This window comes from Defluviimonas aquaemixtae (genome assembly GCF_900302475.1).
GTDB classification, from domain to species: Bacteria; Pseudomonadota; Alphaproteobacteria; order Rhodobacterales; family Rhodobacteraceae; genus Albidovulum; species Albidovulum aquaemixtae.
This window is the reverse complement of the sequence record NZ_OMOQ01000002.1, coordinates 421,288-434,623: the sequence shown is the minus strand read 5'-3', so window position 1 is coordinate 434,623 and position 13,336 is coordinate 421,288. Positions and strand designations below refer to the sequence as shown.

13 protein-coding genes and 1 pseudogene are annotated in these 13,336 nt (G+C 63.3%); 1 reads left to right on the top strand and 13 read right to left on the bottom strand.

All coding sequences use genetic code 11. The annotated features are described in order from the left end of the window. Nucleotides 1-61 precede the first annotated feature (61 nt). From DEA8626_RS13890 to DEA8626_RS13835, 12 genes and pseudogenes are all read right to left on the bottom strand, one after another. Nucleotides 62-1,402, bottom strand: coding sequence for an FMN-binding glutamate synthase family protein (locus DEA8626_RS13890; RefSeq protein ID WP_108853829.1), 1,341 nt, complete (start codon nt 1,400-1,402; stop codon nt 62-64). Between the two features lie 11 nt (nt 1,403-1,413). Continuing rightward, nucleotides 1,414-2,097 (bottom strand): GltB/FmdC/FwdC-like GXGXG domain-containing protein, encoded by a 684-nt coding sequence (locus DEA8626_RS13885; RefSeq protein WP_108853828.1) that lies wholly within the window; start codon nt 2,095-2,097, stop codon nt 1,414-1,416. Between the two features lie 2 nt (nt 2,098-2,099). Continuing rightward, a complete protein-coding gene (locus DEA8626_RS13880) occupies nt 2,100-2,996 on the bottom strand; it encodes a class II glutamine amidotransferase (protein ID WP_108853827.1) in 897 nt (298 codons plus the stop codon). 125 nt (nt 2,997-3,121) lie between these two features. After that, complete coding sequence (locus DEA8626_RS13875; protein ID WP_108853826.1) at nt 3,122-3,337, bottom strand: hypothetical protein; 216 nt, start codon at nt 3,335-3,337, stop codon at nt 3,122-3,124. A 12-nt stretch (nt 3,338-3,349) separates the two neighbouring features. Beyond that, nucleotides 3,350-4,717 (bottom strand): ammonium transporter, encoded by a 1,368-nt coding sequence (locus DEA8626_RS13870; RefSeq protein WP_108853825.1) that lies wholly within the window; start codon nt 4,715-4,717, stop codon nt 3,350-3,352. Between the two features lie 275 nt (nt 4,718-4,992). Then, nucleotides 4,993-5,622 carry a helix-turn-helix domain-containing protein gene (locus DEA8626_RS13865; protein WP_108853824.1) on the bottom strand — a complete coding sequence of 210 codons (630 nt, stop codon included), beginning with the start codon at nt 5,620-5,622 and terminating at the stop codon, nt 4,993-4,995. A gap of 138 nt (nt 5,623-5,760) precedes the next feature. Further along, nucleotides 5,761-7,743: a TRAP transporter permease gene (locus DEA8626_RS13860; RefSeq protein ID WP_108853823.1), complete on the bottom strand. Its 1,983-nt coding sequence runs from the start codon at nt 7,741-7,743 to the stop codon at nt 5,761-5,763. Beyond that, the gene (locus DEA8626_RS13855; RefSeq protein WP_245890870.1) at nt 7,743-8,204 is read right to left on the bottom strand and encodes a DUF1850 domain-containing protein; all 462 of its coding nucleotides are present in this window, start codon (nt 8,202-8,204) and stop codon (nt 7,743-7,745) included. Before DEA8626_RS13855 ends, DEA8626_RS13860 begins: the two co-directional genes overlap by 1 nt. Next, nucleotides 8,201-9,160 carry a TAXI family TRAP transporter solute-binding subunit gene (locus DEA8626_RS13850; protein WP_108853822.1) on the bottom strand — a complete coding sequence of 320 codons (960 nt, stop codon included), beginning with the start codon at nt 9,158-9,160 and terminating at the stop codon, nt 8,201-8,203. The genes DEA8626_RS13855 and DEA8626_RS13850 overlap by 4 nt, the downstream gene beginning before the upstream one ends. A 39-nt stretch (nt 9,161-9,199) precedes the next feature. Beyond that, nucleotides 9,200-9,880: a hypothetical protein gene (locus tag DEA8626_RS13845; RefSeq protein ID WP_108853821.1), complete on the bottom strand. Its 681-nt coding sequence runs from the start codon at nt 9,878-9,880 to the stop codon at nt 9,200-9,202. 151 nt (nt 9,881-10,031) lie between these two features. Beyond that, nucleotides 10,032-11,046: pseudogene (gene tcuA, locus DEA8626_RS21795) on the bottom strand (FAD-dependent tricarballylate dehydrogenase TcuA); the annotation flags it as partial. A 35-nt stretch (nt 11,047-11,081) separates the two neighbouring features. Beyond that, nucleotides 11,082-11,780, bottom strand: a complete 699-nt coding sequence (locus DEA8626_RS13835) for a GntR family transcriptional regulator (protein WP_245890867.1) — start codon at nt 11,778-11,780, stop codon at nt 11,082-11,084. Between the two features lie 95 nt (nt 11,781-11,875). On the opposite strand from DEA8626_RS13835, the gene DEA8626_RS13830 reads away from it, so the two are divergent. Continuing rightward, entirely contained in the window at nt 11,876-12,859 is a 984-nt protein-coding gene (locus tag DEA8626_RS13830) for an AbrB family transcriptional regulator (RefSeq protein ID WP_108854058.1), read from the top strand. Nucleotide 12,860: 1 nt separating this feature from the next. Here the strand turns inward: DEA8626_RS13830 and DEA8626_RS21700 are convergent, their stop codons facing one another. Beyond that, the gene (locus DEA8626_RS21700; protein WP_306418110.1) at nt 12,861-13,172 is read right to left on the bottom strand and encodes a hypothetical protein; all 312 of its coding nucleotides are present in this window, start codon (nt 13,170-13,172) and stop codon (nt 12,861-12,863) included. Nucleotides 13,173-13,336: the final 164 nt, after the last annotated feature.

Below are 13,336 nucleotides of genomic sequence, written 5' to 3'. Positions count from 1 at the left end.
TTCCTTTCCCTGTTGGTGAATTTGTGTCGCGCCGTCTGTCCCTTGGCCGGCGCGCGGCTTCTCAGAACCCTCCCTTGCCTGGAATCCAGTCGGTGCCCGCCAGAGGCACCCGCGCCATCGCGGCGGCCTCGATGGTCAGCGCGCAAAGATCCTCGGGCTCCAGGTTGTGCAGGTGGGTTTTGCCACAGGCGCGCGCGATGGTCTGCGCCTCGAGCGTCAGGACCTTGAGATAGTTCCTGAGCCGCCGCCCGCCCTCTACCGGGTCGAACCGGGCCTCCAACTCGGGGTCCTGCGTCGTGATGCCCGCCGGGTCGCGCCCCTCGTGCCAGTCGTCATAGGCGCCGGTCGTGGTGCCAAGCTTGCGGTACTCCTCCTCCCAGTGAGGGTCGTTGTCGCCGAGCGCGACGAGCGCGGCCGTGCCGATCGCCACCGCGTCGGCACCGAGCGCCATCGCCTTGGCGACGTCCGCGCCGGTGCGGATGCCGCCCGAAACGATCAGCTGTACCTGCCGATGCACGCCGAGATCTTGAAGCGCCTTGACCGCCGGGTAGATGCACGCGAGCGTCGGGATGCCGACATGCTCGATGAACACCTCCTGCGTGGCCGCCGTGCCGCCCTGCATTCCGTCCAGCACCACGACATCCGCCCCGGCCTTCACGGCGAGCGCGGTGTCGTAGTAGGGCCGCGTGCCGCCGATCTTGACATAGATCGGCTTCTCCCAGCCGGTGATCTCGCGCAGCTCAAGTATTTTGATCTCCAGATCGTCGGGCCCGGTCCAGTCCGGGTGCCGGCAGGCCGAACGTTGGTCGATCCCCTTGGGCAGGTTCCGCATCTCGGCAACCCGGTCGGAAATCTTCTGGCCGAGAAGCATCCCGCCGCCGCCGGGCTTCGCGCCCTGCCCGACGACGACCTCGATCGCATCGGCGCGCCGCAGGTCGTCGGGGTTCATCCCGTAACGCGAGGGGAGGTACTGGTAGACGAGGGTCTTCGAATGCCCCCGCTCCTCCGGCGTCATGCCGCCGTCGCCGGTCGTCGTCGACGTGCCCGCTTCAGAGGCGCCGCGCCCCAAAGCCTCCTTCGCCGCGCCCGAGAGCGCGCCGAAGCTCATCCCTGCGATCGTGACCGGAATGTCGAGCCGGATCGGCTTCTTCGCGAAGCGCGTCCCGAGCGTCACCTCGGTCGCGCATTTCTCGCGGTAGCCCTCCAGCGGATAGCGGCTGACCGAGGCACCGAGAAAGAGAAGGTCGTCGAAATGCGGCACGCGCCGCTTCGCGCCGCCGCCCCGGATGTCGTAGATACCGGTCGCGGCGGCGCGGCGGATTTCGGAGTTGACCTCGTTCGAGAAGGTCCAGGATTGGCGCGGCAGGGTCTGCGGGATCGCGGTTTCCTTCTTGTCCTTCATTCCCCCGCCCCTCAATACGCCGCCGCGTTGTCGATGTGGAAGTTGTAGAGCTTCCTGGCCGAGCCGTAGCGCCGGAACTCCTCTGGCTTCGCGTCGACACCGGCGCGGTCCAGAAGGTCGCGCAGGATCTCCAGATGCTCCGGCCGCATCTCCTTCTCGATGCAGTCGGCGCCGAGGCTCTTGACCTTGCCGCGCACGAAGATCCGCGCCTCGTAGAGGCTATCCCCCAGCGCATCGCCCGCATCGCCGCAGACGACGAGGTTGCCGGATTGCGCCATGAAGGCCGACATGTGGCCGATATTGCCTTGAACCACGATATCGATGCCCTTCATCGAGATGCCGCAGCGCGACGACGCGTTGCCCTTGATCACAAGAAGCCCGCCGTGGCCGGTGGCGCCGGCATACTGGCTCGCGTCGCCCTCGATGACCACCGTGCCCGACATCATGTTCTCGGCCACGCCCGGCCCGGCGGAGCCTGCGACGCGGATCGTCGCCTGCTTGTTCATCCCGGCGCAGTAGTATCCCGTCGACCCCCGGATCGTGACGTCGACCGGCGCGTCGAGCCCGACGGCCAGAGCATGGCTGCCCTTGGGGTTGACGACCTCCCACGCGGTCTGGTTCGTCGTGCCGTTCTGAGCCTGAAGCGTTGCGTTGAGTGTGCGCAAACCTTCGGTGTCGAGGTCGATCGTCTGCATGTTCAGTGGTTCCAGAAATAGACAGTGGCGGGTTCCGGTTCCCAAACCTTGGCGGACTCTATGCCGGGCAGATCAACGAGCGCCCGGTATTCCGAGCCGAAGGCGACGTACTGGTCCGTCTCGGCCATCACGGCGGGCTTGCAGGCAATCGGGTCGCGCACGACGCCAAAGCCGTCTTTCGTGCCGACGACGAATGTGTAGAACCCGTCGAGATCCGCAATGCCGCATTGCAGCGCCTCACTCAATGCCGCGCCATTCCGCATCTTCCACGTCAGATAGGCCGCGCCCACCTCGGTATCGTTCTCCGTCTCCGTCGAGATGCCTTCGCGCGATAGCATTCGGCGCAGGCTGTTGTGGTTCGAAAGCGAGCCGTTGTGAACGAGACACTGATCCGGACCGGTCGAGAATGGATGCGCGCCAAGCGTCGTGACCGCAGACTCGGTCGCCATGCGGGTGTGGCCGATGCCGTGCGTGCCGCTCATCTTCGCGATGCCGAAGCGGTCCGCGACCGCCTTCGGCAGCCCGACCTCCTTGTAGATCTCCATCGTGTCGCCGACGCTCATCACCCGGATGGCGGGTCTGATCTCGGCAAGCGCGCGGCGCGCTTCCGCAGCCTTCGCGGCCGGCACGACAAGCACGCAATGCGTATCCTTGTCGCGCTGCTCCATCTCGGCGCCGATGGCAGCCCCCAGTTCCCCGGCCAGCCCCGCGAAATCCGAGCCCGGATCAGGCGACTGAACGGTCAGCTTCACGAAATCGCCTTTATCCGTGCCATAAATCGCAATTCCTGCGCTGTCCGGCCCCCGGTCGCTCATCGTGACGAGCATCGATGTCAGAAGCTCGCCGAGCCGGGGTTCGAGCGATTTGTCCTTCAGGAATAGTCCGACAATCCCGCACATGGGCGTCAACCCTACTAGTGGCGTTTGGACACGCTAGCAGGACGCGAGCGCGGCCTCAACCATCACGAATAATATATTCATGGGTGGAAACCCGGGCAGGATTGCCCGGCCCGGGTTCATGGCTGCTAGTATCGTTCGAGCGCCTTGGCGACCTTCTCGGGGTCGCCTATCTGCTTCGCTTCCTCGAGGTGTTTGCCCTCGCGCACGAACTGGAGGCGGTGCCAGCCGATCCAGAATGCGACGCCGACGATCGTCATCAGCACCTCCCAGCCCTGGAAAGGATAGATCGCGCCGACTTCGGCAATATCAACGGCCCAGCTGTCATAACCGATTGTAGACATTCCAGATCCTCCTCAACTCTTGTTGCGCGTCGCAAAATGGGCCTTGTCGGCTTCGATGATTGCCGCCACGGCATCCTCGTAGGCATGGTTCTCTGCGTAGTCGAGCCCCTGGATCTCAACCTCCTCGGGGATGCGCAACACACCCGCCGCCTTCTGGATCTTGGCCAGCACGAAGGCAGGCAGGAAGCCCAGAACGCCGAACATGATGATCGCGCCGATCGTCTGACCGAGCGGGTTGACCGTCGCGTAGCCTTCATAGGGCGAAGACGGTGCACCCCACAGAACGAAACCGGCGACGATCAGACCCACGATTCCGGCATAGCCATGCACGGCTACGGCACCGACCGCGTCGTCGATCTTGAACCGGCGCTCGACCCAGTAGTGCATCTTGTAGACGATCACGACACCCAGGGCTCCGATCAGCATTGCCTGGATCGGGTGGTAAAGGTCGTTGCCTGCCGACGCGGTGATGATGCCGGCAAGGCCGCCCGAGAAGGTCCAGAACGCGTCGCCGCGCGACACCACGTAGCCTGCCAACAGGCCGCCCGATAGCGACATTAAGAAGTTGAACGTGATCGCGGAAAGCGTGGTCGGGCCAAGATAGATGTTCGTCGCCGTCCACGTCACCCCGGTAATTTGACCGCCGATCGCTTCGGGAGAGATCACCGGAACGTTGCAGGCGGCATAGAATCCCCAGAAGCCCGTGTAGATCAGGAACAGCCCGATCGTGAGGAGCCAGGGATTATGCGGCGGGATGTCCCGTGGCGTCCCGTCCGGCGCAAACTTGCCAACGCGCGGACCGAGCACCGTGAGGATGCCAAGCGCATAGCCACCGGCGATTGCGTGAATCACGCCCGAAGCATAGGCATCGTGGTAGCCAAGCTCCCGCACCATCCAGCCGGCGTAGTGCCAACCCCAGGCGGCGTCGATGATCCACCAGACTGACCCGATCATCACGGCGTGTACCCAGAACGCGCTCGACCGGATGCGCTCGATCACCGAACCTGACACGATCGACGCGGCGGTCCACGAAAACAGCAAGAAGGCAGCCCAGAAGACGCCGGTGATCCGGTCGCCGAGATTGGTCGCCATCGTGTCCGCCCACGGCAGGTTGGCCGCCCCGGCCTCGAGATTCAGCCCGCCGAACAGCGGGAAGTCGGGGAAGGCCCAGTAAATCCACCATCCGAAGAAGAAGAACGTTACCGTCACCAGCGGAATGAGCATGACGTTTTTCATCAGCGTATGCATGTGGTTTCTGCGCCGGCTTGCGCCAACTTCGTACATGCAGAACCCCACATGGATCAGGAACATGAACACGACGGTGACCCAGTAGTAGAACTCAGTAAACACCGTTGTCAGTGCGTTTAGATTTCCATCCACTTTCGCTCTCCCTGTTGGCTTCCTTTACCAGAAGTCCTCACCCAGTTTCCGACTGGAATTCCCGTAGGTGAATATTTATTCCTTAGATTCTGCGTATCGTGCTTGGCGTCTGTCAACTCTTGATTGGTACCCGGCAAGATGTGTGTTCGTTCGGCGTCAGCGTCGTGCGCTGGGTCCAAGACCATGCAACACAGGCGAAAGCGCGAACGGCCAATATCTTACTACCCGGAGCCATCGGAAGCGGTCGGTGCAGCGATTACCAGGCGGCGCGGGCTCTATTTTCGCTGAGGATAGGCGATGACCGAAAGGAACCGCGCAGGAAGGTTGACGAGCTTCTCGGGCCCGTGCGGAGTGTCCGCATCGAAGAAAAGCGTATCGCCCGGTTTGAGAGAGAAAACTGCTTTGCCGTGGCGATAGTCAATCTCTCCTTCGAGCATATAGATTGTCTCTATACCCTCGTGCTGGAAGGTCGGAAACACGTCGGCATCCGAACTCAGCGTGATCAGGTACGGCTCGACCACGACGCCGGTTGTGTTCGCGCCTAGATGGCCCAAGAGGTTGTACTGGTGCCCCGCGCGCGTGCCACGTCGCTCTATCTCCACGCCCTCGCCGCTTCTGGTGTGAACCGCGTGATGAACATCCTCGAAGCGCCGGAAAAACGAAGTCAGCGGCACACTCAGTGCATGCGCGAGCGACTGAAGCGTGTTGAGGGAGGGCGAAGTGTTGCCATTTTCGATCTTGGACAGCATGCCGATCGACAACCCGGTGCGCCGCGACAGCTCGGCCACCGTCATCCCGCTTTGGTGACGAAAGGCGCGCACTTCGCGGCCGATTGCGACCTCGAGCACGTTCTCGCATTCGTCGCGGGTGCGGTGGGGATCCTGCTGCAATATGGCGGCGGACATGAACTCTCCTCGCTGGCCGTTCCCGGCGATAGCGGGGTACGGACCATACCAACCTCGTTTCCTCTCAGTGTATGATATTTTTCCTGATAGCAATATCGAGGTCGCACGATCGTTCGCGCGTTCCAAGGCTGCGCCGCACTAGCTCTCGGCGGTCGCGATCGGCGCACTTCGACGCGCCGCCCAGTTGAAGATCAGGACTGCCATCAAGACTGCGGATCCGGCAATCTCCATAGCGAGGTCGGGCCAGAATATCCCCACGACCCCGGGGATGAGGATCGCACGCTGCCACGTCGGCATCGGCGCCCAGAGAAAACCCTCAAGCGCGGCGGCGAATGCGACGATGGCAAGTATCGCGATTGCTCCGTTCCAGAGCACAAGTGGCAGCGGCCCACCGAGGATGATCGATTCGTTGAAAACCATGAAGAGCGGGATCAGATATAGACCCTTGGCGAACTTCCAGGCTTGAAGGCTCGTCTCCAGTGGTTTCGACCCGGCTATCGCCGCCCCCGCAAAACCGGCAAGCGCGACGGGCGGCGTCACGTTCGAATCCTGCGAATACCAGAAGACCACCAGATGAGCGATCAGGAGCGGGACTCCGAACTCCTCCGTCAGAGCCGGACCCACGAGGATAATCAGCACGATGTAGGCCGCCGTCACTGGCAAGCCCATGCCGAGAACGAGGCTCGCGATGATCACGATGATGAGCGCCAGAAAGAGGTTACCCCCCGAAAAGGCGAGCATCATCGCCGAGAACTTTAAGCCGAGCCCGGTCAGGCCGACAATCCCCACGATGATCCCTGCGACCGCGCAGGCCATCGAGACAGCAACCGCGTTCCGCGCGCCAAGCTCCAGCGCCTCAAGCGTGAGCGATAGGCCGTGGCGGCACAGCCGCACAAATCCCGCGTACGTGGGCCCGTTCACCATGAAGAACCAAATAGCCCGGGCCGCGGCGGCGGCCAGAACCGCTACGATGGCGTAAAACCCGACCCGCATCGGGGAGTAGCCTGCGACGAGCAGCCATGTCAGCGCGACAAGCGGCAGCAGAAAGTGCCAGCCCTCGGCAAGCACGGCCCTGACGCTTGGCAGTTCCTCGGCCGACATGCCTCTCATGCCCTGCTTCACTGCAGCGATGTGAACGAGAAGGTAGACCGCACCGAAATAGAGAATGGCCGGGAAGATCGAGACGAGCACGATATCCACGTAGGGCACGCGCGTGAACTCGCTCATAAGGAAGGCGCCTGCTCCCATGAGCGGCGGCATGATCTGACCACCCGTGGACGCGGCCGCCTCGATCCCGCCGGCCTGCGCCGGCCGGTATCCCAGCCGCTTCATCAACGGAATGGTGAAGGCTCCGGTCGTCACGACATTGGCGATCGCCGAACCGGATATCGATCCCATTCCCGCCGAGGCGATTACTGCCGCCTTGGCCGGACCGCCGCGCTGCCGCCCGGTTGCGGCATAGGCGAGGTCGATGAAGAACTTCCCTGCGCCGGTGACCTCCAGAAACGCCCCGAACAGAACGAAGACGAAAATGAACGTGGCGGCCACTCCGAGCGGAATGCCGAAAATGCCTTCTGCGCCAAGCGTCATCTGGCTCGCGACGCGCTCGAGTGGATAGCCGCGATGGTTGAGGATGCCGGGCATCCAGTCCGCGAGCCACGGCAACTCCCCACGGCTTCCAGCGAAGGCATAGGCGAGAAAAAAGGCGCCGATGATCGTCATGCCGAGCCCGACGGCACGGCGCGCGCCTTCGAGCACGACCAGCGTGGTGATCACCCCGATTGTGACGTCGATCTGTCGTGGGAATATCGCATTCGAGATGACGTCGATGTTCCAGGGAACCCAGAACCCGACGACGATTCCGCAAAGAATGAGAGTGGCATCGATGAGCCAACCGATCACGCCACGCGGCCTGTGCGGCCCGAAGGCCGGGTAGATCAGGAAGCACAGGACCAGAATGAAGCCCAGGTGGATCGGGCGCTGGAAGAAAAGGCCGAGCGGCTGAACGCCGGCCGCATAGAGTTGAAAGAGCGACAGCGCGATCCCGACAACGGCGATCAGCCGAAGCACGACAGCCGACTCCTTACGCTGGGCGGGCTTCACGTCCGTTTCGGTCACCATCAGTCCCTATCCCCCGTCAAGGCGATCCGTACGCGCGCACGGGGCGCTCGTTCGGACAGCGACTGAATGTCATCGCCAACGCGCAGCCGGTGGTCGACGTTGCCGCGCCCCAGCCTCAGAACATAGGCATCGCCCGGCACAGGCTCGTCCAGATCTTCGATCCAGTAGCCGCCGCCTCCGTCCGAAACCTGGCGTCCTCGCCCGGGGATGTGATCGAGCCCCGCGGCGAAGTCTGGAAGGTGCGACCGCACGAGAACCATGCGGCCGCCCCGGTTCTCGTAGCAGTCCGCCACCTCGAACCCCTTCACCGAATGACGCCAGAGGACGCACCACCCGGATCCCTCCGGAATCTCGAACCGTGCGATCTCCGTCCCGTCCTCGAGCGTGGCGGTCAAAACGCCCGCCACGCCCGCTTGTGCGATAAGGAGCGCGATCAGCGCTCCCCCGGCGATACGCCTCACGGGCGCAGGTTGTCCGGGATGGTGGCGCCGGCTTCCTCGTAGTAGCGGATGGCGCCCGGATGCAGCGGGATAGGCGTCGCGACGAGTGTGAAGTCGATCGTCGTCTCATTGGCCGCAGGGTGCACCGCCTGCAATTCGGCAATGTTCTCGAACATCGCCTTCGTGATCGCGTAGGCGAGGTCGTCCGGCATCTCGGACGACGCGACGAGCACGTTGGGAACGCCCAGTACCGTGACGTCCGCGTCGACACCCTCGTAGGTTCCTCCGGGCAGCGTCGTCGCGGCGAAGACCGGCTCGGCGGCGCGGGCGGCCGCGATCTCATCGTCGCTAAGCTGGATGACACCGATGCTGTTTGTCGTCGAGAGGTTCAGGATCGATGATGTCGGCGCGCCGACGCTCCAGAAACCCGCGTCAATGTCGCCATTGGCGAGCGCGTCGGCGGTTTCGTTGAAGTTCAGCCGCTGTTCGTCGATGTCGTCGTAGCTAATGCCGTTGGCGGTCAGGATTGTCTGGGCGTTAACCTCTGTGCCCGATCCGGGCGCGCCGACCGACACGCGCTTGCCTTTCAGGTCCTCGAGCGTGGCGATGCCGCTATCGGCGAGCGTCACGATCTGCACCATGTTCGCGTAGACGGACGCGATCGCGCGAAGCTGTTCGAGCTGCTGCCCCTCGAAACGGCCGGTCCCAGTCTGCGCCTGCTGAACGGTGTCGGCAAGCGCGAGCGCGAGGTCGGCGTCGCCAGTCGCGATGAGCCCGACATTCTCGACCGACGCACCTGTGACCTCGGCAGTCGCGGCATAACCATCGATGTGTTTGTTGATCAGCTCGGCGAGGCCGCCGCCCATGGGGTAGTAGACCCCACCGGTGCCGCCTGTAGCGACGGAAAGCTGTTCCTGTGCGTAGGCGGGCGCGCCGGCCACGATCGCGGCGACGGCAAGATGCTTGATTAGTTTCACTGTATTCCTCCCGGTGGCTTTTTGTTCGACGGTTCAAATCTAACGTCGGCTGCTCACGTGGCAAGCGAGGACTTGGTGGTTTCCAAGAAAGACAGCGCGTCTTGCCCTCGCCTTATCGCCGACACGCCGATCACGACCGCAGCGCCTTTTCCCGCTGCCGGACGGGGCGGAGGCGACCAGTTTTCGGCCTTCTTCGGCAGTCAAAGCCGCAAAACGGAAATGGCCGTGAACAAATTTTGTGTAGGGCAGGGGCAGGAAGAACGTGAGCACCGATCCGAGATGAACCGCAAGAAGCGGCGCGACCAGTGCCGTTCCGATCGCGGCGTATGATGCGAGCCCGCTCAGCCCGACAAGGCCGAGAAGAGGGACGATCGCCATCTCGCCGCCCCAGACCCGGACCGCGCCGAGCGTCGGGTCAGCGTGCGTCTTCAGATTTGCCGGACCGGCGCAGCCGATTAACAGAAGGATGCCACAGGGCACACCGAGAAGCTTTGGCATACTGAAGAATGAATAGAGCGCCTCGAGCCTAAGGATGTAGAGCATCAGCGTCGCCGCCGAAGTCGAGGCGAAGCACATGAGGAAGCCGTACAAGACCGCTTGGTGGAAGATGCGGCGATGGTCTGAGTACTGGTCCTCGCGCTCAAAATTGCAGCCCTGGCCCTGGCCACCATCGAGGGGAAGAAGGAACAGAAGCCTTCTTAGGAACGGCAGGCGTTGCAAATCTCGGTTTGCCGGCGCGCCTTCACGAAGAGCGGCGGCACCGGCTGGGCGTCAGGTGACATTGGCGGCGACCTCCCGACCTGCGACGCGACCGAAGACGGTCCCGATCATCATGCCGAACCCGGCCAGATAGTCCTGGCCGGGTCGGATCGAGGCCAATCTCTGCGGCCAGTTCCTCGATCGTATAGTCCTGGCCCGGCGGGAAGACGGAGGGCGTAGAGAGGTCGATGGATTTGGCGTTGATGATCGCATAGCCGACCTCATCGGGCTGCGCGGCAACGAGCCTGCCCCAGATCGCATAGCGCTTGGGCCAGACACACCCGCCTTCGCCGTAGAAGCGCTCGGCGTCGCGGTTCACGACCACCGAGAAGGGCACGCACTCGAGCCGCGTGACGATGCCGCCGTCGTATTTCGGTGCGCGCCCGTCGATCGCGACGGCATGGCACTGGGTCGGATCGGCGACCGAGGTGCAGCTTTGGTCGAGCATGTCGCGCAGCACCATGCCGCGATTGTAAGGCGTGCCGAGAATCAGGAAATTGGCGGCCGCCGGTCACCAGGCGCGGGTCAACCAGTCGGTGTCGGACTGGAAACTGCCGGAGGCCACAACGAATGCCTGCACCGAGATTAGTTGTGGTTCGTCTTCTGCGACCGAGACCACAAGTTCCGCGACGCGATCGCCTTCGACGGATAGGTGTGCCTCGTAGACCACCGTGACGCCCACGTCCTCGGCGGTCTTGTAGTAGGCGTTCACCAAAGCCTTGCCGCCACCCGGGGAGAAGGCATTGGTACGCGACAGCGAGAGCGTCCTAGAAAGTGACGGCTGGAACCGCACGCCATGCGCCTCCGTCCACGGCAGGCATTCCTCCGATGACCGGATGGCGAGCCGGGTGAGGTTCTCATCGGTCCTGCCTTTCGTCACCAGCATCAGGTCGTCGAAATATTCCTCCTCGCCGTAGCGGTCTGCCGGCACGGAGAGCGGCCCGCGATGTATGCAGCGGAAATTGCGCGTATGCTGGCTGTTTCCGCCGCGTTATGGCTTCGGGGCACCCTCAAGGATAAGCACCTTCGCGCCGGTCTCTGCCGCAGTGATCGCCCCCGCAGCGCGCTCCATTGCCGCCGCCAACGGCGATGACGTCCCAGTCGCTCTCCGCGAGACGGGCGGTCACCCCGACGCCCGTGGCGGGTTTCCCGTGCAACCTGGTCAGTGCCCCTCCAGTGGGCGCTGTCTGAGGCGCAGCGCCTTCAGCCGCACCCGCTGCGCCGCTTCGATATGGGCGCGCATTTCAGCCTCGGCGCGCGGACCGTCTCGGTTATCGATGGCATCGAGGATCCGGTCGTGCTCGGCCAGCGCGGCCTCGGCGCGGTCCGCATCAATCAGCGTGGTGGGGCCCAGGATCATGAGAGTCTTTTCGAGCGCACCGATCGCCTTGGCGAGATAGCGGTTCTTCGCGGCGTCCTGCACGGCGCGGTGGAACTGCCGATTGATCTCCTGCACACTGCCAGCGCTTCCCTTGGCCTTGGCAAATTCCTCGTTAACCGCCCTGAGCTCGGCAATTTCCACCTCCGAAGCGGCACGGGCGGCCAGTCGAGCGGCGGTGCCCTCCAGAACCGCCCGCATCTCGTAAAGCTCCATGACTTCGGCATAGTCGAGGCTGCGCACCGTTGCGCCCTGCCGCGGCAGATGGGCAACGAGACCATCCGCCTCCAATAGCCTCAACGCCTCGCGCACTGGTGTGCGTGAAATCTTCAGTCGGTCGGACAACTCCGTTTCGCGGAGGCGCGTACCGGGCGGCAGATCGCCGCGGCGGATTTCGTCAAGCAGACGCCGATAGACGCTTTGGCCCTGCGGCAGTTCTTCTTCCGTGACGATTTCAGGCATTGAGAAGGTGTTTGTCTTCATGTATCCAATTGGATACAAACGTGTACAATACGTGTCAAGCGGGAACAGCCGTGGCTCGGACCCTTCTACTTCGCACCAAGACGCTCGCCCTCGCGATGGCCGGCACAGGTGTCTTTTTCCTTCTCGGAATGCCGCTGCCCTTTCTGTTCGGACCTATGACTGCGTGCCTTCTGGCCGCGCTGCTCGGACAGAGGCTCATGGGTTTCGGACAGGTCTCATACGGGGCGAGATCGATCCTCGGCGTCGCGGCCGGTGCCTCTGTGACGCCCGCGGTTGTTGGGCAGATTCCGGATATGGTTCAGACCGTGGCGCTCGTGCCGGTCTATGTCGCGCTCATCGGACTCATCGGCGTGCCGTTTTTCCGCACATTTGGCTATGACCGTGTGACGGCCTGGTATGCGGCAATGCCGGGGGGGCTTCAGGACATGATCCTGTTCGGACAGGAGGCTGGCGCCGATGTTCGGGCGCTGTCGCTCATCCACGCGACTCGCGTCCTGATGATCGTCACTCTCGCGCCGCTCATTTTGACACAGTTCTACGGCGTCAGCCTGTCCCACCCTGTCGGCGCGCCCGTTGCTGAGATTCCCGTGCTGGAGCTCGTGCTCATGGTCGCGGCGGCGCTGATCGGTTGGAAGATCGGTGAGCGGATCGGGCTGTTCGGTGCTGCGATTCTGGGGCCGCTCCTCCTGACCACCGCGCTGACGCTCGCCGGGCTCATCCATGTCCGCCCACCGCGAGAAGCGGTCCTCTTCGCTCAATTCGTCATCGGCACGGGAATAGGTATCTATTATGTCGGGGTCACGATTCGTGATCTACGCCGCTACGTCCTGTCGGGCATCGCCTTCGTCGCCATCCTAGCGGCCCTCGCCGCGGCCTTCACGGAGGCGATTCACCTGATGCAACTGGCGGAGCCCGTTGAAGCGTTCCTATCCTTCGCGCCAGGCGGACAAGCCGAAATGATCGTCCTTGCCATCGTCGCGGGCGCGGATATCGGCTTCGTCATCGTCCATCACCTGACCCGGATCGTCCTTGTGATTCTCGGAGCACCGGTCGCGGCGCGGCTGTTCGTGCGGCGTTGATCTAGCGCTCCAAGGCTTCGGAATTGATCACGTTGATCGGCGCACCATCCGCGAATGCGTTGATCTGGTCGTAAATGTCGGCGAACTGAAGATCGAACTCGTCCTCGGTGGCATAACCGATATGGGGCGTAGCGATTACCCGCGGATACGAGGCGAGAGGGTCGCGCGGATCGGCCTCGCGAAGCCGCGCTGATAGCGTGCCGGCATCTTCGACGCGATCGTTCCAGACCGTCACGTCGTGCCCGTCGAGTCTGGCGAATGAAGGCAGGTGGCGCAAAATATCGAACCAGTCGTCGAGAATGTGCACCTTCATCTCAGGGCGCCGACGAGAACTTTGTGCAGCCCTCAAAGCGGCCGGTTTAGCGTCTGTGCCGGAGCCCGCTCGGTTTCGACGCGTCGCTTCAGACCATGCGCGGCCCCGGCTCCGTGATGCGCGGCAAGAGACGCAAACGGCGGGCCGCTTCCATGGTCTTTGTT

Excerpts from the sequence above, each read along its gene's own strand:
- DEA8626_RS13890 (WP_108853829.1), bottom strand. The coding sequence starts at position 1,402 with ATGAAGGACAAGAAGGAAACCGCGATCCCGCAGACCCTGCCGCGCCAA.
- DEA8626_RS13885 (WP_108853828.1), bottom strand. The coding sequence starts at position 2,097 with ATGCAGACGATCGACCTCGACACCGAAGGTTTGCGCACACTCAACGCA.
- DEA8626_RS13880 (WP_108853827.1), bottom strand. The coding sequence starts at position 2,996 with ATGTGCGGGATTGTCGGACTATTCCTGAAGGACAAATCGCTCGAACCC.
- DEA8626_RS13875 (WP_108853826.1), bottom strand. The coding sequence starts at position 3,337 with ATGTCTACAATCGGTTATGACAGCTGGGCCGTTGATATTGCCGAAGTC.
- DEA8626_RS13865 (WP_108853824.1), bottom strand. The coding sequence starts at position 5,622 with ATGTCCGCCGCCATATTGCAGCAGGATCCCCACCGCACCCGCGACGAA.
- DEA8626_RS13860 (WP_108853823.1), bottom strand. The coding sequence starts at position 7,743 with ATGGTGACCGAAACGGACGTGAAGCCCGCCCAGCGTAAGGAGTCGGCT.
- DEA8626_RS13835 (WP_245890867.1), bottom strand. The coding sequence starts at position 11,780 with ATGAAGACAAACACCTTCTCAATGCCTGAAATCGTCACGGAAGAAGAA.
- DEA8626_RS13830 (WP_108854058.1), top strand. The coding sequence starts at position 11,876 with ATGGCCGGCACAGGTGTCTTTTTCCTTCTCGGAATGCCGCTGCCCTTT.
- DEA8626_RS21700 (WP_306418110.1), bottom strand. The coding sequence starts at position 13,172 with ATGAAGGTGCACATTCTCGACGACTGGTTCGATATTTTGCGCCACCTG.